The following is a 26,803-nucleotide window of genomic DNA, read 5'->3' on the forward strand; positions in this document are numbered from 1 at the left end:
CCATGTCCATCTTCAAGAGCCTGATCCTGGCCGGCGCCGCCGCCTCCGTCCTGACCGGCGCCGCCAACGCTCAAACGGCGCCGGGCGCTCCGGGCGAGACCCCGACCTGGGCCTATGCCGCCAAGGTCGGCGCGGGCACGGCCTATGAGGCCTATGTCGATGGCGCCTATCGCGACGGCGGCCCGACGGGGACCGTGTCCAAGGTCTGGTTCTCCATCGCTGACGGCGTGCTGACCGAAACCATGTACGGCCTGATCCACGAGGCCCAGATCAAGCAGCTGCGACTGGCGGTGGCCACCGACAGCGGTCTGGCGGTCGAGGGGACGGACACCGACTTCACCATCGACTATCTGCACAAGGACGCCGAGGGGCGTCCCCTGTCGCCCGCCTATCGCGTGACGACGACCGACAAGGCCGGGCGCTTCGCCATCGACAAGCAGGTCTTCACCGACCCAGACCGTCAGGCCCTGATCCTGCGCGTCACCGTGCGGGCGCTGAAGGGCGGCGTGACCCCCTATGTCCTGCTGGAGCCGCACATGGCCAATACCGGCGTGGACGACCGGGGCGAGGCGGCGGCGAACGGCCTCTACGCCCACGAAGGCGCCGTCCATCTGGCCCTGCGCCCCAGCGCCCCGTTCGAGGCCGCCAGCGTCGGCTTCATGGGCGTCTCCGACGGCCTGACCGGCCTGAAGGCCGGCGCCCTGCCCGCCTTCTCGACCACGGGGGACGCAGCCGGCAACATCATGCTGACCGGCGCCCTGCCGCGTCTGGAACAGGGCCAAAGCCTCAGCCGCGACTTCGTCATCGGCTTCGGCGACAGCCGCGCCGCCGCCGAAAGCCAGGCCGACGCCGCCTTCGCCGCCGGCCTCGACGAGGTGCTGAAACGCTTCAACGGCGAGGGCGAGCGGGTGGGCTGGGAGGACTATGTCGCCTCCCTGAGCGAACTGCCGCGCGTGGCGGCCCAAGGGACGGACGGCGGCAAGCTGGCCTATGCCTCGGCCCTGATGCTGAAGGTGCAGGAGGACCACACCCACGCCGGCGCCCTGATCGCCTCCCTGTCCAACCCCTGGGGCGACACGGTGGACGCGTCCAAGCCCTCGACCGGCTACAAGGCCGTCTGGCCGCGCGACTTCTATCAGGTGGCCATGGCCTTCGCGGCCCTGGGCGACAAGGACACCCCGCTGGCGGCCTTCCACTATCTGCCCCAGGTCCAGGTCGGGCCGAACACGCCGGGCAACAAGGGCGCCGGCGGCTGGTTCCTGCAAAAGACCCACGTGGACGGCACCCTGGAATGGATGGCGGTTCAGTTGGACCAGACGGCCATGCCCATCATGCTGGGCCACCGCCTGTGGACCCTGGGCTGGCTGTCCGAGGCCGACATGCGGGACATGTACGCCAAAATGCTGAAACCCGCCGCCGACTTCCTGGTCGACGGCGGTCAGGTCGATCTCGGCTGGAACCAGAACGAGATCCGTCCGCCCTTCACCCAGCAGGAACGCTGGGAGGAGCAGCAGGGCTATTCCCCGTCCAGCACCGCCGCCGTCGTCGCCGGTCTGACGGTCGCCGCAGAAATGGCGCGGGCGGCGGGCGACGCGTCGGGCGCTGACCGCTATCAGGCCGCCGCCGACCGCTACGCCTCTCAGATCGAGGCCAGCATGTTCACCACCAGCGGCGACTTCGGCGACGGGCGCTACTACGTCCGCATCACGCGCAACACCAACCCCAACGACAAGGCCCCCATCGGCGAGGCCAACGGCCAGATCGCCCCGGCCGAGGATCGCGTGGTCGACGGCGGCTTCCTGGAGCTGGTGCGCTATGGCGTGCGAGCGGCGGACGATGAGCATGTCGTGGCGACGCTCGGCGAATACGACGACACGGCGCGCGAGGACCTCTACCGCGTCCGCTACGACTTCGGGCCGGCGGGCGACACCACGCCCGGCTGGCGTCGTTATGGCGTCGACGGCTATGGCGAGGACGTCTCGGACGGCAAGGGCTACGGCGTCGGCGGGATCATGGCGCCGGGCCAGCGCGGCCGGGTCTGGCCCTTCTTCACCGGCGAACGCGGCCACTATGAACTGGCCCGCGCCCTTGAGGCCGGGACCGCCGACGCGGCCTCGCTTGGCGCCATCCGCCAGACCTATGTGCGCGGCATGGAGCGCTTCGCCAACGCCGGGCTTCTGTTGCCCGAACAGGTCTGGGACGGGGTCGGCGTCCCGACCGCGCACCAGGAGGCCATGGGCGAAGGCACCAACTCGGCCACGCCCCTGGCCTGGACCCACGCCGAGTACCTGAAACTGCTGCGATCCCTGGCGGACAAGGCGGTGTGGGACCGCTACGCCCCGGTCGAGCAGCGCTTCATAAAGTGAGCAAATAATCGGCCCGGATCAGCACGATCCGGGCCGAACCGTTTCAACATAGAGACATGTTGCAGCGCACACGCGCCAGGATGCCTCGACAAACGCAAAAACTGGTCTAGGGATCGACGCGCGGAAGGTTCGCGTAGGGTCAAGACCAATGAAGATCGCAGTCCTGGGCGCCGGCGTCATCGGCGTGACGACGGCCCACTATCTGGCCAAGGCCGGCCACGAGGTCACGGTGATCGACCGCCAGAGCGGCCCGGCGCTGGAGACCAGCTTCGCCAACGCCGGCGAGATTTCACCCGGCTATTCCTCGCCCTGGGCTGCGCCGGGCATCCCGGCCAAGGCGGTCAAGTGGCTGTTCATGCGCCACGCCCCCCTGATCCTGCAGCCCCACATGAACGTGGCGACCGTGCGCTGGCTGCTGGCCCTGCTGCGCAACTGCACCTCGGCCCGCTATGCGCTGAACAAGGCGCGGATGGTGCGTCTGGCCGAATACAGCCAGGAGGTTCAGACCGCCCTGAACACTGAGCTGGGCCTGCAATACGACCACCGCACGCAAGGCACCCTGCAACTGTTCCGCACCCAGAAGCAGCTGGACGGCATCTACAAGGACACCGCGGTCCTGCGCGAAGGCGGCGTGCCGTTCGAGGTGCTGGATCAGGACGGCTGCATCCGCGCCGAGCCGGGCCTTGCGGCCACGCGCGACCTGTTTGTCGGCGGTCTGCGCCTGCCTAAGGACGAAACCGGCGACTGCTTCAAATTCACCAACGCCCTGGCCGATACGGCGACGGGCCAAGGCGTGACCTTCCTGTGGGACACCGCCATCAAGGCCCTGGTCACCGACAAGGGCCGCATTTCGGGGGTCCAGACCGACAAGGGCGTGATCAACGCCGACGCCTATGTCCTGGCCCTGGGGTCCTATTCGCCGCAGATGGTCAAGCCGCTGGGCATGACCCTGCCGGTCTATCCGGTGAAGGGCTATTCGATCACCGCCCCGATCATCAATGAGCCCGCCGCCCCCGTCTCGACCATCATGGACGAGAGCTACAAGGTGGCCATCACCCGCCTGGGCGACCGCATCCGCGTCGGCGGCATGGCCGAGATCTCGGGCTACAACAACGTCCTGCCGGAACAGCGCCGCAACACGCTGGAGCATTCGGTGGGTTCGCTCTTCCCCGGCGCGGGAGACCTGAAGGCGGCCAGCTACTGGTCCGGCCTGCGTCCGATGACGCCGGACGGCACGCCGGTCATCGGCAAGACGAAGTTCGACAACCTGTTCCTGAACACCGGCCACGGCACCCTGGGCTGGACCATGGCCTGCGGCTCGGCCCGCGTCATCGCCGATATCATCAGCGGCCAGACCCCGGACATCGAGACGGCCGACCTGGGGATTGCGCGGTACGGGTGACCGCGCTCAAGCAGCCCGAAGGGCGTTTGCGCACTAAAACCCTTCTCCCCTTGCGGGAGAAGGTGGCCCGTCAGGGCCGGATGAGGGGTCTCTGCACAGAAAGATAGAGGGGGCGAGTTCAACCTCGCGCAACCCCTCATCCGTCAGGCTCCGCCTGCCACCTTCTCCCGCAAGAGGAGAAGGATCAGGCCTCCTGTCTTGCTTTCGCCGCCACCGAGCGCAGGCCCAGCAGCAGGGCGTCGGTCGTGGCGTCGGCCTTGCAGCCGCCGCTGAGGATCAGGCGCATGGCCTGGACGTGGACGGCGACCGTGGGCCAGTTCCAGGCGCCGCCGGCCTGCATCCGGTCGGCCACGTCGCACAGGCTGTAGCCCGCGTCATAAAGCGGCCCAGTGTCGAAGAAGCCCGCCGTGTCCAGCAGGGACGAGGCCAGTCGATAGACCTGCGGCTCGCTGCCCGGCGCGGCGGCGGCCACGACCAGCTCCAGCTCGGTGACGGCGCCGGCGATGGTGGTCATGACGTCGTCGCGGTGCCGCTCCAGCCGCTCGTTGGCGCGGCGCTCGACGTCGGCGATGGTGCGGCCTCCCGGCTGGGCCATCTGCCGCGCCAGGGTGGTCTTGATCTTCAGGGTGCGGGCTTCGGTCACAACGCAACTCTTTGCGGCTTCATCAGCATGTCGATGTCGGACTGATCCATGTTCTCCTCGACGGCGGCGCCGACGTGGGCGGACAGGTCGTCCTTGCGGCGCCCCGCCACGCCCAAGGGCGGGCCGAAGTTGCGCACGCGCCGGTCCGGGCCGACATAGGTCGCGCACTCGACGAACTCGCGCTCATCGCCCGCCAGCCACAGGATGCGGCGCAGCAGCACCGCCGGGGTCAGGGGCTTGGTGACCACGAAGCTGACGCCGCAGTCGCGGCCTTCCTGCACCTTGGCCTGGGAGGCGTGGCCGGTCAGCAGAATGATGGGGATGAACCGCATGGGCGCCGGGGTCTCGCGTCGCAGCCAGCGAGCGAAGGCATAGCTGTCCATCTCGGGGTCGGCGCAGTCGATGACGATCAGGTCGACGGCCCGGTTCTGGATGATGCGCACGCCCTCGGTGGCCGAGGCGCACTTGATCTGCTCCTTGACGCCGAAGCCCTGGAAGACGGAGCTGAGCATGTCCAGCGCCTGCGGATTGTCGTCGATCAGCAGGACGGTCGACTGCTCCAGATTGACGCGGTCGGTCGCGCTCATCAGTCGAACAGCAGCAGGTCGCCGGACACGGCGGCGGGCGCGGCCGATGACGACGGCTTCACCCGGAAGGTCAGCTCGCGCAGGCGGTCGGCCATCTCGGCCAGAGGCAGGGCGGCCAGGGCCGTGTCCATCGGCTGATCGGCGGCCAAGGCCCCGGCCAGACCCGACAGGGCGTCCACCCTCTGGCTCAGGACGTCAAAGGCCTGCATCCGCGTCAAAAAGGTCAGGCGCTGCTCGGGCGGGGCCAGACGCAGCAGCTCGGACACCAGGCCGCCGGCCTCGTCCACGCCCGCGCGGATGTCGGCCAGCTCGGCGGCGACCGCGCTCAGCAGGCCCTTGGCGTCGTAATCGGTCATCAGAACAGCTCCAGCGCGCCGGAGTCGACGGGCGGCGGAGGCGGCGGCGCCGGGCGCGGAGCGACCGCGTCCGTGACCGCGCGTTGCAGCGCCCGACCGGTCACCGGCCAGTAATGCAGTCGACGCCCCCCGGCGCCCCTCAGGCTGGAGCCGACGACGGGAATCCCCTCGTCGGCCAGAAAACGCTCGGCGAAGTCGGCGTTGGACGCGCCGACGTCCTTCAAGGCGTCGAACATGCGGCCGCCGCCGAACAGCTTGGCCTCCAGCCGCTCGCGACGACCGCCCGCCTTCAGCACGTCATTGATCAGCAGCTCCATGGCGTAGGCGCCGTAGCGACGGCCCGCGTCGGTCCCCGCCCCCGCGCCCTCGGGCAGCAGGAAGTGGTTCATGCCGCCGACCCCGGCCACGGGATCGCGCAGGCACATGGCGACGCAGCTGCCCAGCACGGTCGACAGCACGACGTCGGGATCGGACGTCACAAGGTGCTCGCCCTGGCCGACATGGACGCGCCTTTCGGCCGTCAGCTGATCGCCGGCGCGGATCACGTCAGCGGGCCGAACACGCCTTCCAGCTTCTCTTTCAGCTGGGCGGTGGTGAAGGGTTTGACCAGGTAGTTGTTCACGCCGAACTGGACCGCGCGCTGCACCAGTTCGCGGTCGGCGCGGCCGGTCAGCATGATGAAGGCGGTCTTGGAGGTCGGCGGGTGGGCGCGGATGGCGCGCAGCAGGCCCAGGCCGTCCAGATTCGGCATGTTGAAGTCGGAGATGACCAGGTGGACCGGCTTGGTGATGATGGACCGCAGGGCCAGCTCGCCGTCGGCGGCTTCGGAGATCTCGCGCACGCCGATCTGCTGCAGGCTGTTGCGGATCAGGGACCGCATGGTCAGTTGGTCGTCGACGACCAGGACATTGAGGGCGGAGGCGGCAGGCATAGGCGGTCCTTACGCAACAGGCTTTGAGACATGGGCGCCGGCGGCGCACAGCTCGAGAATGGCGGGGGCGAGACGGGGCAGCGACAGCTGGCGTTCCACGGCGCCCAGCTCGAAGGCGGCGCGCGGCATGCCGTAGACGACGCTGGAGGCTTCGTCCTGGCCCAGGGTGCGGGCGCCGGCCTGACGCATGGCCAGCAGGCCCCTGGCCCCGTCCTTGCCCATGCCCGTCAGGATGACCCCGGTCATGGGACGCCCCAGACGGGCGACCGAGTTGAACAGGACGTCCACCGAGGGGCGGTGGCCGTTGACGGTGTCGGCGGCGACCAGACGACAACGCCCGTTCGAGACCTCAAGGTGCCGCTCGCCGCCGGGGGCGATATAGACATGGCCAGGGATCACCGGCGCGCCGTCCACGGCCTCGGTGACCGTGGCGCCGGACGCCTTGTCCAGACGGGCCGCGAAGCTCTTGGTGAAGGTGGCGGGCATGTGCTGCGTCACCACGGTCGCCGGGCAGTTGGCGGGGAAGGCCGACAGGATGTTCAGCAGGGCCTCGACCCCGCCGGTCGAGGCGCCGATGGCCAGGATATGGTTGGGGTCGGCGCGATAGGCCCCGTCCACCGCGCGCGCCTCACGCGTTTCCAACGGACGAACGCGCGAGCGGGCGGCGATCTTCACCTTCTCGGCCAGGTCGGCGAAAGCTTCCTGGGCCGGAACGCCGGGCGCGGGCTTGGCCACGGCGTCCACGGCCCCGACCTCCAGCGCCGCCAGGGTCACGTCGGTGCCCGCCTGGGTCAGGGTCGAAACCATGACCACCGGCATGGGCCGCAGCCGCATGATCTTCTCGAGGAACTCCAGCCCGTTCATATTGGGCATCTCGACGTCGAGGGTGATGACGTCGGGGTTCAGCTCCTTGATGGCGGCGCGGGCCTCCAGCGGATCGGCGGCCGTCCCCACGACCGAGATCTCGGGATCGCGGCGCAGGACAGCGCTGATCAGGCTGCGCATCGTGGCGCTGTCATCGACGATCAGGACGCGAACAGGGGAAGTGTGGGCGGGGTTCTGGCTCATGCCCGGCCTCCCAGGCGATAGGCCGTCAGGCCGCAGGTCTGCAGTTGGGCCGTGGCCGGGCCGCTGACGCGCTCGGAATGGCCGATATAGAGGGTGGCGCCGGGGTTCATGATCGGGGTGAAGCGGCCCCAGACCATCTCCTGGGTCGCGTCGTCGAAATAGATGACCACGTTGCGGCAGAAGATGACGTCGAACTTGCCGCGCATGGGCCAGTCGCCGATCAGGTTCAGCTCGCGGAAGGACACCAGACGGCGCAGGGTCTCATCGGCGCTGAACAGGCCGGGACGGCCCGCCAGGGGTTCGAAATGCTTGCGGCCGGACGCCGGCACCGGCGACAGCAGCTCGTCCGAATAGACGCCCGCCGCCCCCTCGGCGACCATGTTGGGGTCGATGTCGGTGGCCAGGATGCGCACGTCCAGATCCGCCGCTTCCGGCAGGACATCCAGCACGGTCAGGGCCATGGAATAGGGCTCCTGTCCGTTGGAACAGGCCGCCGACCACAGCCGCACCCGACCGCCCGCCCGCGCCCGCGCCGCCAGTTCCGGCATGACGTGGTCGCGCAGGTGATCGAAGTGGTGCGGCTCGCGGTAGAAGCGGGTGACATTGGTGGTCAGGGCCGCGGTCATGGCCTGACGCTCGTCCACGCCCTCCACGCCCTCGATCAGGGCGCAGTAGTCGCGGAAGCTGCGCAGCCCCAGCAGGCGCAGGCGCTTGGCCAGACGCGAATAGACCAGGGCGGCCTTGCCTTCGCTCAGGGCGATGCCGGCGTGGGCGTGCAGGGTCTGGGCGATGTGGCGGAAGTCCTCGGCGGTGAAGACGAACTCGCCTTCGACCAGGGACGCCCGCCCGGAGGCGGTGGTCATGCGGCTTCGGCTTCGCTTTCGGCCGGCAGGACGTGGTTGAGATCGATCAGGCTGATCATGCGGCCGCCCTCGACGGCGAAGATGCCCTGGACGAAGGTCTTCACATGGTCGCTGGCCACGTCAGGCGTGGGCTGGATGGTCGAGTCCGTCAATTGCACGATGTCCGAAACCGCATCGACCAGCAGGCCCACCAGGCGGTTGCCGATATGGGCCACCATGATGACGTGGCGGGCGGTCGGCTCGGCCGTAGCCAGACCAAAGCGGGCGCCCAGGTCGATGATCGGCAGGACGATGCCGCGCAGGTTGATCACGCCCTTCATATAGGACGGCGAGCGCGGCAGCGGGGTCGCGGGGGTCCAGCCGCGGATCTCGCGGACGCTCATGATGTCGACGCAGAATTCCTGCTCGCCAATACGGAAGGCGATCAGTTCACGGTCGGCGCCGGCGACGTTGGAGGTGACTTCGGTCATGGGTCTCAGCTCGCCATCTTCAGTTCAGGACGATTGGGTTTGCGGCGCCCGGCGGTGACCAGGGCGTCGATATCGAGGATCAGGGCGACGCTGCCGTCGCCCAGGATGGTCGCGGCGGAGACGCCGTCGACGTGGCGATAATGGGTTTCCAGGCTCTTGATGACGACCTGGCGCTGGCCGTTGATGGCGTCCACCAGCAGGGCGGCGCGCGAGCCGGCCTCGGTCTCGACGATCATGACCACCCCGCCGCTCAGGGGCGTGGCGTCGTCGCGGAAGCCCATGACCCGACCCACGTCCACCAAAGGCACGAACTCCTCGCGGAAGCGGATCACGGCGTCATGGCCGCCGACATAGTGGATGTCCTCGACGCGCGGGGTCAGGCTCTCGACGATGGCCGACAGGGGGGCCACCAGGGTCTGTTCGGCGGCGCCCACCACCATGCCGTCCAGCACAGCGAGGGTCAGCGGCAGGCTGAGGGTGAAGGTCGAGCCCTTGCCCGGAACCGAGCTGATCGAGATGCGACCGCCCAGGGCCTGGATCGAACGCTTGACCACGTCCATGCCGACGCCCCGACCCGAAACGTCGGTGACGGTCTCGGCGGTCGAGAAACCGGGCAGGAAGATCAGGTTGTCGACCTCGTCGTCGGTCAGGACGGCGTCTTCGGCGATCAGGCCGCGATCCACGGCGATGCCGCGCACGCGGGGGCGGTTGATGCCTTTGCCGTCGTCGGCGATCTCGATGACGATGCGGCCCGAGCGGTGCAGGGCGGCCAGACGGACGGTCCCTTCGGCGGGCTTCCCGGCGGCCTCGCGCTCCTCCGGGCTTTCCAGCCCGTGGTCGATGGCGTTGCGCAGCATGTGGGTGATCGGCTCGGCCAGGCGCTCGACCACGGTCTTGTCGACCTCGGTGTCCTCGCCGGACGTGACCAGACGAACGCGCTTGCCGGTCATCTCGGCGACTTCGCGGACCAGACGCGGCATGCGCTGGAACACCGACTTCACCGGCTGGGCGCGGATGGCCATGACGCTGTCCTGGATGTCGCGCGTCAGCAGTTCCAGGTCTTCCAGACCCAGGGCGATGTCCGACGAGCGAGCCAGGCCGCTCTCCATGACGCGTTGAGCCAGCATGGCCTGCTGGATGACCAACTCGCCGACCACGTTGATCAGGCGGTCCACCCGGTCCAGATCGACACGGATGGTCACCGGGGCGACGGCGGCGGGGGCCGCCGGCGCGGCGGCCAGGGCGGGAGCCGGAGCCGGAGCCGGGGCCGGGGCAGCAGGTGCGACCGGCTTGGGTGCAGCGGCGATGGGGGCCGCAACCGGAGCGGGCGCGGCGGCGACCGGCGCGGGCGCCTCGACCGGGGCGGCGGCCTTGGCCAGCAGGGCGGCGATGTCGAACTCGGCCTCGGCGGGCGCGGCGTCCACAACGGGCAGCGGCGGCAGGCCGGCCTCGACCGAGAGCGCGGCTTGGCCCAAGGCGGTGATGCTCAGGTCGCAGTCCATCTCGACGAAGTCGAAGACGTCGCGCACGGCGGCCTCGGGCGCGTCGCCCGAAAGCGTGATCGTCCAGATCAGATGGGCGTCTTCGGCGTCGAGCGCGTCCAGCATGGGCAGGCCGCTGTCGTCCAGCTCGACCGAGGTCGGACCCAGGCGCGCCAGTTCGCGCAGCAGCAGGCTGACGTCGTTGGCGCTGGCGTAGAGACGCGGATGCGGGCGGAAGACGATGCGCCAACCCACGGTCGGGGCGGCGGCCGACGGCGCGGCCAGGTCGGGCAGATCCAGCGACGGCAGATCCAGCGAGGGCAGTTCGGCGGGGGCGCCGAAGTCAGCCAGGTCCAGCGTCAGAGGCGTGAAGCCGAAGTCGTCCTCTTCGATGACAGCCGCGACCGACGCCGGGACGACCGGGGCGGCGACGCCGTGGGTCAGGACTTCCAGCTCGGCCACCAGACCGGCCGAACGCGCGGCGTCGACCGGCGCGCCGGTCCCCTGCGCGGCGGCGATATGGTCGGCCAGGACGTCCGAGGCCCGCAGCAGGGTCTTGACGGTGACGTCGTCGCATTCCTTACGGCCCGATCGCAGCTCGTCCATCAGGGTCTCGAAGACATGAGCGAAGCGAACCAGATCTTCCAGACCAAAGGCCCCTGCCCCGCCCTTGACCGAGTGGACGGCGCGGAAGACGGCGTTGATCGTCTCGGCGTCGCCCTGGCCGGTTTCCAGCGCCAGCAGATTGGCTTCCAGATCGCCCAGCAGTTCGCTGCACTCCTGGAAGAAGGTGACCTTGATGGCCTCGAACGGATCGTCGCTCATCTGGGGGTCCTCAGGCCGCGACGCGACGGACGGAGTCGACCAGCTTGGCCGGGTCGAAGGGTTTGACGATCCATCCGGTGGCCCCGGCCTCGCGGGCGCGCTGCTTCTTGGCCGCGTCGCTCTCGGTGGTCAGGACCAGGACCGGGGTGGCCTTGTGGTGGGGGTCGGCGCGCATGCCCTCGATGAAGCCGAAGCCGTCCATGCGGGGCATGTTGATGTCGGTGATGACGATGTCCGGGCGCTCGGCCTGGAGCACCTCCAGGCCGTGGACGCCGTCCTCGGCCTGGACCACGCGATAGCCCGCGTCCTTCAACGCCAGCATCAGCATGTCGCGCATGGTGCGCGAATCATCGACGGTCAGAACGGTCTTGGTCATGCAACCTTACCTTGTGCATCCAGATCAGAGATGGAAGCCCCGAGGGCGCTCCATTGCGCGATCATAGGCTCGGAAACATTGACGAATCTCAAAGACTTCCCGTCAGAACGCCAGGTCTGAAGGGCCGAGAGCAACACCTGCAGACACAGGCCGCCCAGCCGCTCGACGGCCGAGGCGTCCAGGGTCGCCGCCTGACCGCGCACAGCCAACAGTTGCATTTTCAGGGGCTCGGCGGCGCGCAGGTCGAGCACCGCCGGCAGGGCGATAAGGGTCGACATCAGAACTCCTCCCAGCCGTCTTCAACGACCTGCGGCTTCAGGGCGGCGCCGCCGTGACCCACGGTTTTCAGCGCGGCGATGGTCTGGGCCACCGGCTGCGCGGTGCGAACCGGAGCGGCCGGAGCCGCAGCGGCGGCGACCGGCGCAGGCTTGCGAGCGGCGACAGGTGCGGCGGCCTGAGCGGTGCGGAAGCGCGACACCGAGGCGGCCAGGACGTCGGCTTCCTGAGCCAGGGAATGGCTGGCGGCGGTGGATTCCTCGACCATCGCAGCATTCTGCTGGGTGACCTGATCCATCTGGTTCACGGCGGTGTTGACCTGTTGCAGGCCCGTGGCCTGCTCCTGGGCCGAGGCCGAGATTTCCGAAACCAGGCCGTCGATCTCGGCGACGCGGCTGACGATGCGCTGCAGGGCCTCGCCCGTCTGACCGACCAGGTTGACGCCCTCGCCGACCTGGCGCCCCGAGGCCGAGATCAGGGTCTTGATCTCCTTGGCCGCCTCGGCCGAGCGCTGAGCCAGAGCCCGCACTTCCGAAGCCACGACCGCGAAACCGCGACCGGCGTCGCCGGCCCGGGCGGCCTCGACCCCGGCGTTCAGGGCCAGCAGATTGGTCTGGAAGGCGATCTCGTCGATCACCCCGATGATGTTGCCGATCTGGGCCGAGGACTGCTCGATGGCGGTCATGGCGGCGACGGCGTCGCGCACGACATTGCCGCTGGCCTCGGCGTCGCCGCGCGCGGCCTGCACCACGCTGGAGGCTTGCCTTGCGCCATCGGCGGTCTTGTTCACCGTGGCGGTGATCTCGTCCAGGGCGGCGGCGGTTTCTTCCAGCGAAGCCGCCTGCTGCTCGGTGCGGCGCGACAGGTCGTCGGAAGCCTGGCTGATCTCGCCCGAACCCGAGCGGATGGCGGCGACGTTGGTGACGACGACGGCCACAGCCTGTTCCAGTTGCGAGATGGCGGCGTTGAAGTCGCTCTTCAGTTGCGCGGCCTTGGGCGAGACCTCGGCCGTCATACGGTGGGTCAGGTCGCCGCCGGCCATGGCCTGCAGGCCCTCGGCCAGAGCGGTGATGGCGACGCGGTCTTCTGCGGCGGCGCGGGCCTTCTCGGCCTCGACGCGGGCGCGCTCGTCCTCGGCGGCCTGTCGCTGGGCCACGGCCTCGGCTTCCAGACGGGCGTTGGCGATGGCGGCGTCCTTGAAGGCCGTCACGGCCGAAGCCATCTGGCCGACCTCATCCTTGCGGCCCATGGCCGGGACGAGGATCGAGGTGTCGCCCGCAGCCAGACGACGCATGGCCGAGGTCATGGCCAGTAGCGGCTTGCCCAGCATGTTGGTCAGCAGGAAGGCCATGCCCGCCGCGATGAGAAGGGCCAGGATGACGCCGCCGATCAGAACCGCGCGCGCCGACTTGGCCACCGCGACCTGGACCTCGCCATAGACGCGGCTCTGCGCCGCCTTCTTGTCGATCAGGCCCGTGAGCGCGTCTTCGGCGGGGCTGACATACTTATCAGCGACGCCGTCGCGACCGACCATGGCGATGGCCTGGGCGCGGGTCGCGGGATCGGCCGCCAGCACGCGGCCGGCCTCGACCACGTTCGCGGCCCACGAGTCCGCGGCTGCGCGCGCGGCGCGAACCTCGGCGTCGCTGGTGCGGTCCAGTTGGCCGATCCGATCCAGGCTCTTGTTGAAATTCTCGCGGTGCGCCGCCAGGCGCTCCAGATAGTAGACGTCGTTCGAAAGCAGGAAGCCGCGATAGCTGCTTTCCTGACGCGCCAGATAGAATTGCGCCGTCTCGGCTTCGCGCTGCGTCGCCGAGGCGCGCACGCGGTCCATTCGCGCGCGCTCCATATCGTTCACCTGCACGAAGACCGTGACGCCCATGACGGCGATGGCGGCGATGACGACGGCGAAGGCCGCCATCAACTTCTTCTCGATCTTCAGATCGCTCAACATGCTCATATGACTTCTCCCCCCGGAATTACTGTTCAATCAACTCAGAGCGCGAACGTCAGCGCGCCCACCAGGCGGCCGTCGTAGTTCTCGCCCAAGGCGTGGCTATCGGTGTCATACCAGCGCACATCCAGCGCCAGCTTGTCGGTCAGTTTGTGCTTCACGCCGAGGTTCCAGGCGGCGTATTCAGCGCCGCCGTCAGCGGTGCGGTCGGCGATGGCGACCGAAGCCTTGGTCTTGGGTCCGACCGAAACCGTGCCCTGCAGTTCGACCCACCAGGCCTCCTTGGTCGCAGCGAAGCCGTCGGGCGTATAGTTGACGCGCAGGCGGGTGTTGACCGGCCCGATCTTGCGCGCGGCGTCGGCCTGATATTCCCAGTAGTTGGCGTCGACGCCGGCGCGCGTGCCCGGCAGGTCGCGGTTCACCACCGACAGGTCGAACTTGTAGCCCGCAGCCTCGGGGCGCCATCCGATAGCGCTGACGATCTCGGCGTCCGAGCCTTGCGACAGCTTGGCGGTCGAGGCGAAGACGTTGGCGTAAAAGGCGCCGCTCGACACCTCGACCGAGCCGTTGACGCTGGGGTCCCCGGCGCTCTTGCCCAGGCCCTTGCCGACATACTCGCTGGCGACGCCCAGTTGTGCGTCGATCGCATGGGCCTGAACGGCCCCGGCCGCCATCAGGCCTGCCAGGCCCGCCGCAACCGGGCCGACGATGCTGGAAATGTGACGCGCGCCGTTCTGACGCCCATTGCCATTCATTTTGAAGAGCATTTTTACCTCAGTGATCCTGAGGCCTTCTTGGACGAACAAACGTAGATTTCTGTAAATCCGCCTCTACGTAAAAACCCGCATAGTTCGGAAGGTTATGCTCGGACCGCCGATGCTCGATCTGGCGTCCCCGGCGCTTGCCGCAACTCAAGATACGCCAAGTATTAACAAGACAGAAACTATAGTAACCGCCATTTTTTTGCCTCTATACCTGACCGGAAGCCAGCGTTTGAAGCGCACCCCATCAAGGTTAATGGCTGAATTGCATTCACCGCATTCAATGTATAGAAGGCCCGCCGTGGCTCGATTCTGTAGAACCCCCTCCGCAGACATCTCCGGTCTGAGGTTCCAGTAATCCGAGAGGAAGACCTCATTCATCCTGCGATGAAAAACATGCTGGACGCCGTCGCGGCGGCGTCGCGGGGACGCTGGGGCGGATTGCTGCTGGCGGTGATCGCCGTGGGCGTGGCCGTGGCGGCGCGGTCCCTGCTCGAGGGCCTGGGACGCTTCTATTATCTACCGATGCTGCCGGCCGTGATCGTCACCGCCCTGCTGGCCCGGCGCGCGGCCGTGGCCCTGGCCATCGGCCTGTCGATCGCCCTCAACCTCGCGCTGGTGGCGCGCGAAGGTCTCGGCGACGCCGTGACCAACGCCCTGCTGTTCGCCGCCGTGGCCTGGGGCGTGGCCGAACTGTGCATGGCCCTGCGCCAGCTAAAGGATCGCGCCGACCGCCTGAGCCACAGGCTGGCGGCGCAGGACGCCCTGCTGAACACCGTCCTGACCACCGTGCCGGTCGTCACCCTGCAGCTCGACGGGGCGGTCCACCGCATGAACCCCGCCGCGGCCCAGTTGTTCTGCGTCGATGCGAATGCGGTTCAGGGCCGCGCCTTCAACAGTCTGGTGCCGGCCTTCGACGCGGCTTCGGCCTCGCATGACGATCAGGCCGACGGCGTCCTCACCTCCACCGAGGGGCACTGGAACGGCGCCCGCGCCGACGGCGCGACCTTCCCGCTGAACATCCAGAGCGGCCGGGTGCCTGGTCCTGACGGCCAGGACCTGGTCGCCCTGTGCCTGACCGACCTCAGCCGCTGGCACGCCGCCGACGCCCAGGCCCGCGAACTGCACACCCAGTTGAACAAGGTCTGGCGTCTGAACTCGCTGGGCGAGATGGCCGCCACCCTGGCCCACGAACTGAACCAGCCCCTCAGCGCCGCCGCAACCTATCTGCACGCCAGCCAGGCCGACATGGAGAAGGCCGGCCCTCTGGGCGACAGCGCGCGCCGCACCACCGAACTGGCCAAGGCGCAACTGTTGCGCGCGGGGGCGATCATCCGCCGGATGCGCGAGCTTCTGTCGCTGGAGGTTCGCCGCCTGGACACCGAGCGCGCCTCCTCGATGATCGAGGACCTGGGCCCGGTCCTGAGCATGATCGGGTCGGCCAAGGGCGTGACCGTCCGCATGGATCTGCATGCCGAAGCCGATACCGTCCGCGCCGAACGCATCCAGTTCCAGCAGGCCATCGTCAACCTGGTGCGCAACGCGGTAGAGGCCGTCGGCGACACGCCCGGCTCCGATGTCGTCATCGTCGGCCGCGCCCTGTCGGACACCCACTATGCGATCAGCGTGGAGGACAATGGTCCCGGCATCGCCGCCGATCAGGTGGAGCGCATGTTCCAGCCGATGACCTCGACCAAGTCCGGCGGCATGGGCCTGGGCCTGTCCGTCACCCGCACCATTGTCGAAAGCCACGGAGGGCGGCTGGTCGTGGCAAAAAGCGCGTTGGGGGGCGCTGCTTTCTCGTTTAACCTGATCCGCGAAGCGGTCGGCGAGCATCCATGAGTCTCCACTCCGTATTCATTATCGACGACGACGCAGCGGTCCGCGATTCCCTGCTGGTCCTGCTGCGGGGCGTCGGCATCCGCGCGCGCGGCTTTTCCAGCGGCGGGGACTTCTTTGACGCCCTGCCCGAAGACGCCACGGCCTGCGTCATCACCGACATGCGCATGCCCGACATGGACGGGGCCGAGGTGGTGCGCCGCATCCGCGACCTGCGCGGCTCCGCCTGGCCCGTCATCGTCATCACCGGCCACGCCGACGTGCCCATGGTGGTGCAGATGATGAAGGCCGGCATCGTCGACTTCATCGAAAAGCCCTTTGACCCGCCGCGCCTGATCGAGACGGTGCGCGGCTGCCTGGCCCGGCTGTCCGACCTGGATCAGGCCCAGGGCGCCCGCATCGCGGTCCAGAGCCGCGTGGCCCGTCTGACCCCGCGCGAACGCCAGGTCTTCGACGCCCTGATCCACGGCCGCTCCAACAAGGAGATCGCCCTGGACCTCGACATCAGCCCTCGCACGGTAGAGGTCTTCCGCGCCAAGGTCATGACCAAGATGGAGGCCGACAGCCTCTCGGCCCTGGTCCGCATGGGGCTGACCCTGGGCTAGGCGTTCGCCGGCTAACGCGACAGAAACGCCTTCAGCGCCGCCGGCTTGACCGGCTTGGGCAGCAGCACAGCCCCCGCCGCCGTGGCCCTATCCTTCAGCCCCTCGCGGGTGTCCGCCGTCACCAGGCCGATGCGGCGCAGTCCCCGCGCCCGCAGGGCGTCGACCACGCTCAGCCCGTCCGCGCCGTCGCCCAGATGCAGATCGACCAGGGCCGCATCGAACGGCCCCTGCGCCGCGATCCCTTCGGCCACGCTGCGCGCCGTGGTCGTCTGCGCCCCCCAGCGGCTCAACAGGGCTGTCAGGGCGTCGAGGATGGCCGGTTCATTGTCCACGCACAGCACCCGCAAGCCCGCCAGCGGCAGACGGGCGTCGCCCTCGGCGGGGGCGGCGGGAACCTCGCGGGCGGCGGCGCGCGGGGCGCTGACGCGGAAGGTCGTGCCGCGTCCGACGCGAGACGCCATCGACAGCGGATGGCGCAGCAGGTCCGACAGCTTCTGCACGATGGCTAGGCCCAGACCCGCCCCCGGCTCGTCCACCGGGGCGCCGGGCAGGCGCACGAACTCGCCGAAGACGCTCTCGCGGTCGGCGTCGGGAATGCCCCGCCCGGTGTCGCAAACCAGCATCTGCACCGTGTCGCCGTCGCGCCGCGTCCCGACCAGCACCCGGCCCCGGTCGGTGTAGCGGATGGCGTTGGCGACCAGGTTCTGCAGCATGGAGCGCAGCAGGTCGTGGTCAGAGGCGACCCACAGACCCGACGGCACGACCGTCAGTCGCAGCCCCTTGGCGCGGGCCATGGGGGCGAATTCGCGGCGCAGCTCGGCGAACAGGGCGTCCAGCGACAGGGGGGCGACGGCGGGCTGGACCCCGCCCGCTTCCAGCTTGGACAGGTTCAGCAGGGCGGTCAGCAGGCGGTGGGCGCTGTCGATGGAACGGTCGGCGTTGGTCGCCAGGCCGCGTCCGGCCGACCCCGCCGCCAGCGCCGGCTCCTCCTTCAGGGCGGCGATGAACAGGCGGGCGGCGTGAAGCGGCTGCAACAGGTCGTGGCTGGCGGCGGCGAGAAAGCGGGTCTTGGAGGCGGTGGCGTCCTCGGCCAGACGGCGCGCTTCTTCCAGCCGTTCGGTGCGGTCGGCGACGCGGGCCTCCAGCCGCTCGTTGGCCTCCTCCAGATCGCGGGCGGCGCGGCGCAGGGCGGTGATGTCGGTATAGCTGGTGGCGTAGCCGCCGCCGGGAATGGGCGCGCCAGAGGATCGCAAAATCCGGCCGTCCGGCTGCTCGCGCTCGTGGTCGTGCGGGATGCGGCGGGCCAGGGCCTCCAGCCGCCGCTCGATCCAGGCCTCGATGTCGCCCGTAACGGTGATGGCGTCGGTCTCGCCCCGCTCGGCGTTGAGGCGATAGACGGCGGCGATGGGCAGGCCGACGTGGACGAATCCGGCGGGCAGGTCGAACATCTCGACATAGCGGCGGTTCCAGGCGGTCAGGCGCAGATCCTCGTCCACCACGCTGACGCCCTGGTCGATGTTGTCCAGGGTGGTCTGCAGCAGGTCGCGGTTGAACTGAACCGCCTGCGAGGCCTCGTCCAGCATCCGCACTACGTCCTCGGGCGCGCGGCCCCCGGCGGCCAGGGCGGCGGCGATGACGCGCCGCGCCGAGGCGGCGCCGATGGCCCCCGCCAGCATCCGCTCGGCGGCGCGGGCCAACCCGGCGTCGGCGGGGTCGGCGTCGCGCAGCTTGATCTCGGTCTCGCGCGCCCAGGCGGCGAAGGCGCGCTCGGCCCGCTCGTCGCCGATGAAGCGGGCGACCAGGGCCTTGAGGTCCCCGACCGAGGCCCCGGCCGAGCCGCCCCGCCCCTCCATCCAGTCCGGCCCCAGCCGGTCGACGAAGGCGCGGGCCTGAACCCGGTCGATCAGGCGCGGCCGCCCCAGTCGGGACACCAGAATGAAGACGCCGAGGTTCAGCGTCAGGCTGAGGAAGACCCCGGCCGCGAACGGGTCGGCCAGCCCCAGCATGGCCGGGACGTTCAGACCGAAACCGGGGGCCAGTTGCGGCGCCGCCAGCATGACCAGCCAGACCGTCATCCCGACCGCCAGCCCCGCCAAGGCCCCGCGCGAGCGCCCGCCGCGCCACAGCACGGCGCCGAACAGGGCGGGCGCCAGCTGGGCCAGGGCCGCGAAGGAGACCAGCCCCATGGCCGCCAGCCCGCTGGACTGGTCCATGGCCTGATAATAGACCCAGGCCATCAGCAGCAGGGCGAGGATGGCCAGGCGGCGGATGTTCAGGATGGCCCGCGCCATGTCGCCCGCGCGCTCGCCCCGACGCCGGCGCTCGGCGGCCAGCAGGGGCAGAACCAGGTTGTTGGACACCATGGCCGACAGGGCCACGGCCTCGACGATGACCATGGCGGTCGCCGCCGAGAAGCCGCCGACGAAGACGATAGCGGTCAGGGCCGAATGGCCGCGGTTCAACGGCAGGGCCAGGACCAGCAGGTCGGGATTGACGCTGGGCGCGAACAGGCCGCCCGCCGCCACCAGGGGCAGGACCGCCAGACTGGTCAGCAGCAGATAGAGGGGAAATATCCAGCGCGCCCGCTTCACCTGGGCCGGATCGCCGCCCTCGACAAAGGCGACGTGGAACTGACGCGGCAGGCAGAAGATGGCCAGGCTCGCCACCAGGATGATGGCCCAGAAACGGCTATCCAGATCGGGCCAGCGCGCCAGATCGCCGAGGCTGGCGGTCACATCCGCTGAAGCCGGGGCGTGACGTAGCAGCATGAGGGCGAAGATCGCCACGGCCAGCAGGGCCGCCAGCTTGACGATGGACTCGATGCCGATGGCCTGGATCAGGCCGCGGTTGTGCTCGGTCAGGTCGGGACGGCGCGCCCCGAACAGGATGGCGAACCCGGCCAGAACCCCGGCCATGACCAGAACCGTCAGGCTCTCGGACCCGGCGACGGGCGTGCCCGCGGTCAGCATCTCCCCCGCCATCGACAAGGATTTCAGCTGAAGCGCGATATAGGGCAGCGACCCCAGGATGGCCACCAACGCCACCGCCGCGCCCAGGGCCGGGCTCTTGCCGTAGCGCGAGGAGATGAAATCGGCCATCGAGCCGACGTTCTCGCGCCGGGCCGCCGCCGCGATCCGTTTCCACAGCGGGAACAGCACCGTCACGCCAAGCGCCGGGCCGATGTAGATGGGCAGGTATTCCCAGGCCGAACGCGCCGCCGTCCCCACCGCCCCGTAATAGGTCCACGAGGTGCAATAGATGGCCAGGGACAGGGCGTAGAGCGACGGCCCCAGCGCCCCGCCGCGCGTCTTGATCGACGGCCGCTCGTACCACCAGGCCACCGCGAACAGGACGGCCATGTAGGCGGCCACCAGGGCCAGGGTCGCGAGGCTGAACATGACCGGCATGTGGGACGGAGCGGGGGCGGGGGACAAGAAGAAAAGGGAAGGCACCCATCTCTTCCGTCATCCCGGAAGCGGCGCAGCCGCTATCCGGGACCGCAAGAAGCGCTGGCGGCGGCGTCTTGGGCGGTCCCGGCTCTTCGCTTCGCTGCGGCCGGGATGACGGGAATAGAAGAAAGGGCGGCCCGGTCGAAACCGAACCGCCCCCTGAACTGGCGAACTTGACGCCTTACGCGTTCAGATCGACGTCCTTGCCTTCCTTGACCAGCAGGAAGCCGAGCACGACCGTCGCCAGCGCCACCACGATCGGATACCAGAGGCCGTAGTAGATATTGCCGGTGGCCGCGACCATGGCGAAGGCGGTGGTCGGCAGGAAGCCGCCGAACCAGCCGTTGCCGATGTGATAGGGCAGCGACATCGAGGTGTAGCGAATCTTGGTCGGGAACATCTCGACCAGGGCCGCCGCGATCGGCCCGTAGACCATGGTCACATAGAAGCCGAGGATGAAGAGGATTAGCACCACCATCGGCTTGTTGACCAGGGCGCTGTCCGCCTTGGCGGGATAGCCGGCGGTGGTCAGGGCCTCGCCCAGACCGGTTTCCCAAATCTTCTTCTGGGCGGCGAAGTCGGCGGTGGTCAGGGCGTCGCCGCGGAAGCTGGGAACGACCGCCTGATCGCCGATGCGGACCTCGGCCACGGTCCCGGCGGGCGCCGCGACATTGGTGTAGGTCACGCCGGCCTTGGCCAGATAGGACTTGGCCACGTCGCAGGAGTGGTTGAACACCGTCTTGCCCACGGGGTCGAACTGCAGGTGGCAGTCCGCCGGATCGGCATAGACCGTGACCGGCGCCGAGGCCGCCGCCGCCGCCAGACGCGGGTTGGCCGCTTCGGTCAGGGCGTTGAACAGCGGGAAGTAGGTGATCGCCGCCAGCAGGCAGCCGGCCAGGATGATCGGCTTGCGCCCCACCTTGTCCGACAGCCAGCCCCAGAAGATGAAGAAGGGCGAGGCCAGCAGCAGGGCGACGGCCAGCATGATGTAGACCAGAGAGGCGTCGACCCGCAGCACCCGCTCCAGGAAGAAGAGGGCGTAGAACTGGCCCGTGTACCAGATGACCGCCTGACCGGCGGTCAGACCGACGAGGGCGATCAGCACCAGCTTCAGGTTGGGCCACTTCATGAAGCTGTCCTTCAGGGGCGTGGTCGAGCCCTTGCCTTCAGCCTTCATGCGCTTGAACGAGGGGCTCTCGGCCAGCTTCAGACGAATCCACAGCGAGACGCCCAGCAGCAGGATCGAGACCAGGAAGGGAATGCGCCAGCCCCATTCGAGGAAGGCTTCCTCGCCCACGGCGTAACGGACGCCCAGGATGACGGCCAGGCTGAGCACAAGACCGGCGGTCGCCGTGATCTGGATGAAGGAGGTGTAGAAGCCGCGCTTGCCGTGCGGGGCGTGCTCGGCGACGTAGGTGGCGGCGCCGCCGTATTCACCGCCGAGCGCCAGGCCCTGGATCAGGCGCATCAGCACCAGGATGATCGGGGCGGCGATGCCGATGGCCGCATAGGGCGGCAGCAGGCCGACCACAAAGGTCGACAGACCCATCAGCAGCATGGTGACGAGGAAGGTGTTCTTGCGTCCCCACAGGTCGCCCAGCCGCCCGAAGACGATGGCGCCGAAGGGCCGGACCGCAAAGCCCGCGGCGAAGGCCATCAGGGCGAAGATATAGCCGGTGGTCTCGTTCACGCCCGAGAAGAACTGGACGGTGATGATCGCGGCCAGCGAGCCGTAGAGATAGAAGTCGTACCATTCGATGACGGTGCCGACGGACGACGCCAGAATCACGAGCCGGTCGTTCTTGTCGACCGTGTGCTCCGCGCCCTCCGCCGCACCCATGGTGCGGTCGGTCATGGGCAGTCCCTTCCTTTAGGGTCGCGTGGCGCGACCGTTTCCTCGCGATCCTGTTGCCGGATCGTCGAAGGGGAGACTGACAGCAGGTCGCGGGTTTTGGAGAGAGCGACTTTGGTCGAACAGCGGCGTCTGTCGTCCGTGACGGGCGGGAATATGGGGCTGGACGGCGTTTCCGTGTTGTCGTGAGGCGCGACAGAGGCCACATGAAGGTTTGACGTCGCTGTCAGGCGACCCCGGCGCGAGAGGACATCAATGGCCCGTAAGCCCAACTACAGTTTCGAACGGCAGGAGCGCGAGCGCGCCGAAGCCAAGAAGGCCGAAGCCAAGGCCGCCGCGAAAGCCGCCAAGAAGGCCGCCAAGGCCGCGGGCCTGACCGAGGAAGACGCCGCGCCGTCCGAGGACTGACCGTCTGACGAAACTGCGGGCCTACAGGCCCAGACGACCTCTGCGGTTCAAGCTCATCCTTGACGCCGTGGCCAGCGCCGTCGCGACCCAGGCCGGATTGATGTGATCCCGCCGAGGGGCGCGACGGCCCAGGCCTCCCGGCCCTTTCGGGCGCCCCTAGCCTCCAAAATCAGAGATCGATCGACTGCGCCAGGATCACGGCCTGGGTGCGGTTGTGCACCCCCAGCTTGCGGAAGACGCTGGTCAGGTGGGCCTTGATCGTGGCCTCGGTGACGCCGAGGTCGAAGGCGATCTGCTTGTTCAGCCGCCCGGCCTTCAGGCCTTCGAGGATGCGCAGCTGCGACGGCGTCAGGCTGGCGATGCGGGCTTCCAGATCGCCCTCCTCGGCCCCGGCCGCGCCGACGTCCGGCGCCCATGTGTCGCCCGACAGGATGGTCTTGATGGCCTCGACCATGACCGGCAGGGCGGCGGATTTCGGAATGAAGCCGGCGGCGCCCAGGGTCAGGGCGCGGCGCACGGTCGGCGGCTCCTCGCTGGCTGAGACGACGGCGACCGGCACGGCGGGATGGTCGGCGCGGATGCGGGTCAGGCCGCCCATGCCCTCGCTGTCCGACAGCTTGAGGTCCAGCAGCAGCAGATCGGCCGGCGCTTCGGCCAGCGTCGCCAGAACCTCGGCCAGACTGGCGCATTCCGCAATCACGGCGCCGGGCGCGGCCTTTTCAACGGCCGATCTCAACGCCGCCCGAAACAGAGGGTGGTCGTCGGCGACGACGATGCGATCCATGAAAATCCTTCCCGCGCGCGGTTCTTTTTCGGGTCGAGGCCGCGCTGTGACGACACCATGCCGCGCCTCGACTTTGGTCGAAACTAGACCAATGGCTAATGGCCGCAAACCGCCCCCGCGCGGAATGCTGCCGTCTCGAGGTTCGCATCAGATGAACCCGGGAGGACATGACATGGGAAGATTCCGTCTGCTCGGCGGCGCGGCTGCGGCTGCGCTTCTGTTCGCCCCCGGCGCCGTCTGGGCCCAGGACGCCAATGCGGCCCTCGAGGCGCGCATCGCCCAGCTCGAGGCCGAGCTGAACAGCCTGAAATCCGAGGTCGCCGCCGCGCGCACGCAGCAGACGGCGCAGGCCCAGGACATTATCCGCCTGGAGACCCGCCCGGCCGCGCCCGCCCCGACGCCCGTCTCGACCGCCCCGCGCGAGGAAGGCTTCCGCATCGGCGATCACACGGTCAAGTTCGGCGGCTTCATCAAGGTCGACGCCTCGGCCTCCCGCTATTCCGGGGGCGACCCGGCCAACGGCGACCTGCTGCGCGACTATCACCTGCCCGGCTCCATCCCGGTCGGCGGCGCGGACGAAGACACGGCGATGGACTTCAACGCCCGCCAGACGCGCTTCTGGCTGACCACCGACGGCCTGGTCGGCGGTCACAAGGTCGGCACGCGGCTGGAGATGGACTTCCAGAGCCTGCCCGGAACCGGCGACCAGCGCATCACCAGCGCCTCCACCCCCGCCCTGCGCCGCGCCTTCGTCACCATCGACAACTGGCTGATCGGTCAGGAATGGACCAATTTCCAGAACACCGCCGTCCTGCCGGAATCGGCGGACTTCGTCGGCGCCGCCGAGGGCACGGTCTTCGCCCGGCAAGTTCAGGTTCGTTACACGCGCGGTCCCTTCTCGGTTTCGGTCGAGAACCCCGAGACCACCGTCACCCCCTTTGGCGGCGGGACGCGCGTCATCGCCGACGACAACAGCCTGCCCGACCTGACGGCCCGCTACGCCATCAGCCGCCCCTGGGGCGACCTGCAGTTCGCCGGCCTGCTGCGCCAGCTCAAGTACGAGAACCCCGCCAGCAATATCGACGACACGGCGACCGGCTGGGGCCTGTCGGCCTCGACCAGGATCAAGGTCGGCGCCCAGGACGACATCCGCCTGATGCTGACCGGCGGCGAAGGCATCGGCCGCTATGTCGGGCTGAACTTCTCCAACGATGCGGTGCTTGACGCCTCGGGCCAGTTGGACGCCATCGGCGTTCTGGCCGGGTTCGCCGCCTATCGCCACGTCTGGACGCCGGGCTGGCGCTCCAGCCTGATCTGGTCGGCGCAGAAGGTGGACAACGACGTCCTGCTGACCGGGACGGGCGCCAACCGCTCGGCCCAGAGCATCCACGCCAACCTCATCTGGTCGCCGGTCACGGCGTTTGATGTCGGGGCCGAACTGATGTTCGCTGACCGCAAGCTGGAGTCGGGACTGGACGGCGACATGACCCGTCTGATCCTGTTCGCCAAATACGGCTTCTAAAACGCACCACTGGGAGGAAAGCGCGCGTGTCTGATCCGGAAATCTATCCCGTCCCCGCCGACCTGGCCGCGCGCGCCCACATGGACCGCGCCGGCTATGACGCGGCCCGGATCGCGGCGCGCGAGACCCCCGAGGCCTATTATGGCGAACAGGCCAAGCGCCTCGACTGGATGACCTTCCCGTCCAAGATCAAGGACGTGTCGTTCGACAAGGCCGACTTCCGCATTCGCTGGTTCGAGGACGGGGTGCTGAACGTCTCGGCCAACTGCATCGATCGCCACCTGCCCCACCGCGCCAATGACACCGCCATCATCTGGGAAGGCGACGAGCCGACCGACAGCGAGCATGTCACCTACGGCCAGTTGCACGAACGCGTCTGCCGCATGGCCAATGTGCTCAAGGCCAACGGCGTCCGCAAAGGCGACCGCGTCACCATCTATCTGCCGATGATCCCGGAGGCCGCCTACGCCATGCTGGCCTGCGCCCGCATCGGCGCGGTCCACTCGGTCATCTTCGGCGGCTTCTCGCCCGACAGCATCGCCGGGCGCATCGAGGACTGCGGCTCCACCTTCGTCATCACCGCCGACGAGGGCTGCCGCGGCGGCAAGAAGGTCCCGCTGAAGGCGAATGTCGACAAGGCCCTGGAAAAGGTCTCGGGCGTCGACGGCGTCCTGCTGATCCGTCACACCGGCGCCGAGGTCGGCTTCGTCGAGGGCCGCGACCGGGACTATGAGACCGAGGCGGCGAAAGTCACGGCCCACTGCCATCCCGAGCCGATGCAGGCCGAGGACCCGCTCTTCATCCTCTACACCTCGGGTTCGACCGGCAAACCCAAGGGCGTGCTGCACACCACCGGCGGCTATCTGTTCTGGGCCAGCTACACCCACGAACTGGTCTTCGATTACCGCCCCGGCGAGGTCTTCTGGTGCACCGCCGACGTGGGCTGGGTGACGGGTCACTCCTATGGCGTCTACGGCCCCCTGGCCAATGGGGCCACGACCCTCCTGTTCGAGGGCGTGCCCAACTATCCGAGCGTGAGCCGCTTCTGGCAGGTCATCGACAAGCACAAGGTCGAGATCTTCTACACCGCCCCCACCGCCCTGCGCTCGCTGATGCGCGAAGGCGACGCGCCGGTGAAGGCGACCAGCCGCAAGTCCCTGCGCCTGCTGGGCAGCGTCGGCGAACCGATCAATCCCGAGGCCTGGCGCTGGTATCATGAGGTGGTCGGCGACGGCCGCCTGCCCATCGTCGACACCTGGTGGCAGACCGAGACCGGCGGCGTGCTGATCTCGCCCCTGCCGGGCGCGACCGACCTCAAGCCCGGCTCGGCCACCAAGCCCCTGCCCGGCGTCGAGTTGCAGATCGTCGACGCCGAGGGCGGCGTGCTGGAAGGCGCGACCGAGGGCAACCTCTGCATCACCGACAGCTGGCCGGGCCAGATGCGGACGGTCTATGGCGACCACCAGCGCTTCTTCGACACCTATTTCTCGACCTATCCGGGCAAGTATTTCACCGGCGACGGCTGCCGCCGCGACGCGGACGGCTACTACTGGATCACCGGCCGGGTCGATGACGTCATCAATGTCTCGGGCCACCGCATGGGCACGGCCGAGGTCGAGAGCGCCCTGGTCCTGCACGACGATGTGGCCGAGGCCGCCGTCGTCGGCTTCCCCCACGACATCAAGGGTCAGGGCATCTACGCCTATGTCACCCTGAACAAGGGGGTCGAGGCGACCGAAGACCTGCGCAAGGCCCTGATCGCCCAGGTGCGCGAAGAGATCGGCCCCATCGCCGCCCCCGACGTGATCCAGTGGGCGCCGGGCCTGCCCAAGACCCGCTCGGGCAAGATCATGCGGCGCATCCTGCGCAAGATCGCCGAGAACGAGATCGGGGCGCTCGGCGACACCTCGACCCTGGCCGACCCTTCGGTCGTCGACGACCTGGTGAAGAACCGGGCCGCCTGACGACCCCACCGCCTCTCCCCG

At 68.8% G+C, this 26,803-nt stretch carries 23 protein-coding genes; 7 read left to right on the forward strand and 16 right to left on the reverse strand.

Annotated elements, in window-relative coordinates; all coding sequences use genetic code 11:
• Nucleotides 1-2 precede the first annotated feature (2 nt).
• Nucleotides 3-2,366, forward strand: coding sequence for a glucan 1,4-alpha-glucosidase (locus tag ACR9FL_RS13445; protein ID WP_436355929.1), 2,364 nt, complete (start codon nucleotides 3-5; stop codon nucleotides 2,364-2,366).
• 148 nt (nucleotides 2,367-2,514) lie between these two features.
• Nucleotides 2,515-3,768 (forward strand): D-amino acid dehydrogenase, encoded by a 1,254-nt coding sequence (locus ACR9FL_RS13450; RefSeq protein WP_436355930.1) that lies wholly within the window; start codon nucleotides 2,515-2,517, stop codon nucleotides 3,766-3,768.
• 184 nt (nucleotides 3,769-3,952) lie between these two features.
• Here ACR9FL_RS13450 and ACR9FL_RS13455 read toward each other — a convergent pair whose 3' ends face one another.
• The 13 genes from ACR9FL_RS13455 to ACR9FL_RS13515 are packed head-to-tail and all read right to left on the reverse strand — an operon-like array spanning nucleotide 3,953 to nucleotide 14,365.
• Nucleotides 3,953-4,411: a chemotaxis protein CheE gene (locus ACR9FL_RS13455; protein ID WP_436355931.1), complete on the reverse strand. Its 459-nt coding sequence runs from the start codon at nucleotides 4,409-4,411 to the stop codon at nucleotides 3,953-3,955.
• Nucleotides 4,408-4,998: a response regulator gene (locus ACR9FL_RS13460; RefSeq protein ID WP_436355933.1), complete on the reverse strand. Its 591-nt coding sequence runs from the start codon at nucleotides 4,996-4,998 to the stop codon at nucleotides 4,408-4,410. The genes ACR9FL_RS13455 and ACR9FL_RS13460 overlap by 4 nt, the downstream gene beginning before the upstream one ends.
• Nucleotides 4,998-5,354, reverse strand: coding sequence for a hypothetical protein (locus tag ACR9FL_RS13465; RefSeq protein WP_296178337.1), 357 nt, complete (start codon nucleotides 5,352-5,354; stop codon nucleotides 4,998-5,000). The genes ACR9FL_RS13460 and ACR9FL_RS13465 overlap by 1 nt, the downstream gene beginning before the upstream one ends.
• Nucleotides 5,354-5,899, reverse strand: coding sequence for a chemotaxis protein CheD (locus ACR9FL_RS13470; protein ID WP_436355934.1), 546 nt, complete (start codon nucleotides 5,897-5,899; stop codon nucleotides 5,354-5,356). The genes ACR9FL_RS13465 and ACR9FL_RS13470 overlap by 1 nt, the downstream gene beginning before the upstream one ends.
• Nucleotides 5,896-6,285, reverse strand: coding sequence for a response regulator (locus ACR9FL_RS13475; RefSeq protein WP_105563813.1), 390 nt, complete (start codon nucleotides 6,283-6,285; stop codon nucleotides 5,896-5,898). The genes ACR9FL_RS13470 and ACR9FL_RS13475 overlap by 4 nt, the downstream gene beginning before the upstream one ends.
• 9 nt (nucleotides 6,286-6,294) lie before the next feature.
• Complete coding sequence (locus tag ACR9FL_RS13480; protein WP_436355935.1) at nucleotides 6,295-7,353, reverse strand: protein-glutamate methylesterase/protein-glutamine glutaminase; 1,059 nt, start codon at nucleotides 7,351-7,353, stop codon at nucleotides 6,295-6,297.
• The gene (locus ACR9FL_RS13485; RefSeq protein ID WP_296178342.1) at nucleotides 7,350-8,216 is read right to left on the reverse strand and encodes a CheR family methyltransferase; all 867 of its coding nucleotides are present in this window, start codon (nucleotides 8,214-8,216) and stop codon (nucleotides 7,350-7,352) included. The genes ACR9FL_RS13480 and ACR9FL_RS13485 overlap by 4 nt, the downstream gene beginning before the upstream one ends.
• Nucleotides 8,213-8,686 (reverse strand): chemotaxis protein CheW, encoded by a 474-nt coding sequence (locus tag ACR9FL_RS13490; RefSeq protein ID WP_296178345.1) that lies wholly within the window; start codon nucleotides 8,684-8,686, stop codon nucleotides 8,213-8,215. Before ACR9FL_RS13490 ends, ACR9FL_RS13485 begins: the two co-directional genes overlap by 4 nt.
• A gap of 5 nt (nucleotides 8,687-8,691) precedes the next feature.
• Nucleotides 8,692-10,992, reverse strand: coding sequence for a chemotaxis protein CheA (locus ACR9FL_RS13495; RefSeq protein WP_436355936.1), 2,301 nt, complete (start codon nucleotides 10,990-10,992; stop codon nucleotides 8,692-8,694).
• A gap of 10 nt (nucleotides 10,993-11,002) precedes the next feature.
• A complete protein-coding gene (locus tag ACR9FL_RS13500; RefSeq protein ID WP_436355937.1) occupies nucleotides 11,003-11,368 on the reverse strand; it encodes a response regulator in 366 nt (121 codons plus the stop codon).
• Nucleotides 11,365-11,646 (reverse strand): STAS domain-containing protein, encoded by a 282-nt coding sequence (locus ACR9FL_RS13505; RefSeq protein ID WP_436355938.1) that lies wholly within the window; start codon nucleotides 11,644-11,646, stop codon nucleotides 11,365-11,367. The genes ACR9FL_RS13500 and ACR9FL_RS13505 overlap by 4 nt, the downstream gene beginning before the upstream one ends.
• A complete protein-coding gene (locus ACR9FL_RS13510; RefSeq protein WP_296175835.1) occupies nucleotides 11,646-13,604 on the reverse strand; it encodes a methyl-accepting chemotaxis protein in 1,959 nt (652 codons plus the stop codon). The genes ACR9FL_RS13505 and ACR9FL_RS13510 overlap by 1 nt, the downstream gene beginning before the upstream one ends.
• A 35-nt stretch (nucleotides 13,605-13,639) precedes the next feature.
• Nucleotides 13,640-14,365 carry a TorF family putative porin gene (locus tag ACR9FL_RS13515; RefSeq protein WP_296175836.1) on the reverse strand — a complete coding sequence of 242 codons (726 nt, stop codon included), beginning with the start codon at nucleotides 14,363-14,365 and terminating at the stop codon, nucleotides 13,640-13,642.
• Nucleotides 14,366-14,746: 381 nt separating this feature from the next.
• On the opposite strand from ACR9FL_RS13515, the gene ACR9FL_RS13520 reads away from it, so the two are divergent.
• Both ACR9FL_RS13520 and ACR9FL_RS13525 read left to right on the forward strand, forming a co-directional pair.
• Complete coding sequence (locus ACR9FL_RS13520) at nucleotides 14,747-16,201, forward strand: two-component system sensor histidine kinase NtrB (RefSeq protein ID WP_436355939.1); 1,455 nt, start codon at nucleotides 14,747-14,749, stop codon at nucleotides 16,199-16,201.
• Entirely contained in the window at nucleotides 16,198-16,803 is a 606-nt protein-coding gene (locus ACR9FL_RS13525; RefSeq protein WP_436355940.1) for a response regulator transcription factor, read from the forward strand. The genes ACR9FL_RS13520 and ACR9FL_RS13525 overlap by 4 nt, the downstream gene beginning before the upstream one ends.
• Nucleotides 16,804-16,814: 11 nt before the next feature.
• Here ACR9FL_RS13525 and ACR9FL_RS13530 read toward each other — a convergent pair whose 3' ends face one another.
• On the reverse strand, nucleotides 16,815-20,201 hold the full coding sequence (locus ACR9FL_RS13530) for a hybrid sensor histidine kinase/response regulator (protein WP_436355941.1): 3,387 nt from the start codon (nucleotides 20,199-20,201) through the stop codon (nucleotides 16,815-16,817).
• Between the two features lie 232 nt (nucleotides 20,202-20,433).
• Nucleotides 20,434-22,107, reverse strand: coding sequence for an MFS transporter (locus ACR9FL_RS13535; protein ID WP_436355942.1), 1,674 nt, complete (start codon nucleotides 22,105-22,107; stop codon nucleotides 20,434-20,436).
• A 252-nt stretch (nucleotides 22,108-22,359) separates the two neighbouring features.
• On the opposite strand from ACR9FL_RS13535, the gene ACR9FL_RS13540 reads away from it, so the two are divergent.
• Nucleotides 22,360-22,512, forward strand: coding sequence for a hypothetical protein (locus ACR9FL_RS13540; RefSeq protein WP_296175841.1), 153 nt, complete (start codon nucleotides 22,360-22,362; stop codon nucleotides 22,510-22,512).
• Between the two features lie 169 nt (nucleotides 22,513-22,681).
• Here ACR9FL_RS13540 and ACR9FL_RS13545 read toward each other — a convergent pair whose 3' ends face one another.
• Nucleotides 22,682-23,296: a response regulator transcription factor gene (locus ACR9FL_RS13545; protein ID WP_296175842.1), complete on the reverse strand. Its 615-nt coding sequence runs from the start codon at nucleotides 23,294-23,296 to the stop codon at nucleotides 22,682-22,684.
• Between the two features lie 172 nt (nucleotides 23,297-23,468).
• Between ACR9FL_RS13545 and ACR9FL_RS13550 the strand changes: the two genes are divergently transcribed.
• Together ACR9FL_RS13550 and acs are read left to right on the forward strand one after the other, a co-directional pair.
• Nucleotides 23,469-24,818, forward strand: a complete 1,350-nt coding sequence (locus ACR9FL_RS13550; RefSeq protein WP_436355943.1) for a DcaP family trimeric outer membrane transporter — start codon at nucleotides 23,469-23,471, stop codon at nucleotides 24,816-24,818.
• An 80-nt stretch (nucleotides 24,819-24,898) separates the two neighbouring features.
• Nucleotides 24,899-26,782: an acetate--CoA ligase gene (acs, locus tag ACR9FL_RS13555; RefSeq protein ID WP_436358161.1), complete on the forward strand. Its 1,884-nt coding sequence runs from the start codon at nucleotides 24,899-24,901 to the stop codon at nucleotides 26,780-26,782.
• The last annotated feature ends 21 nt before the right edge of the window (nucleotides 26,783-26,803 follow it).

The sequence above is a fragment of the Brevundimonas sp. CEF1 genome (assembly GCF_051353055.1).
Classification (GTDB): Bacteria; Pseudomonadota; Alphaproteobacteria; order Caulobacterales; family Caulobacteraceae; genus Brevundimonas.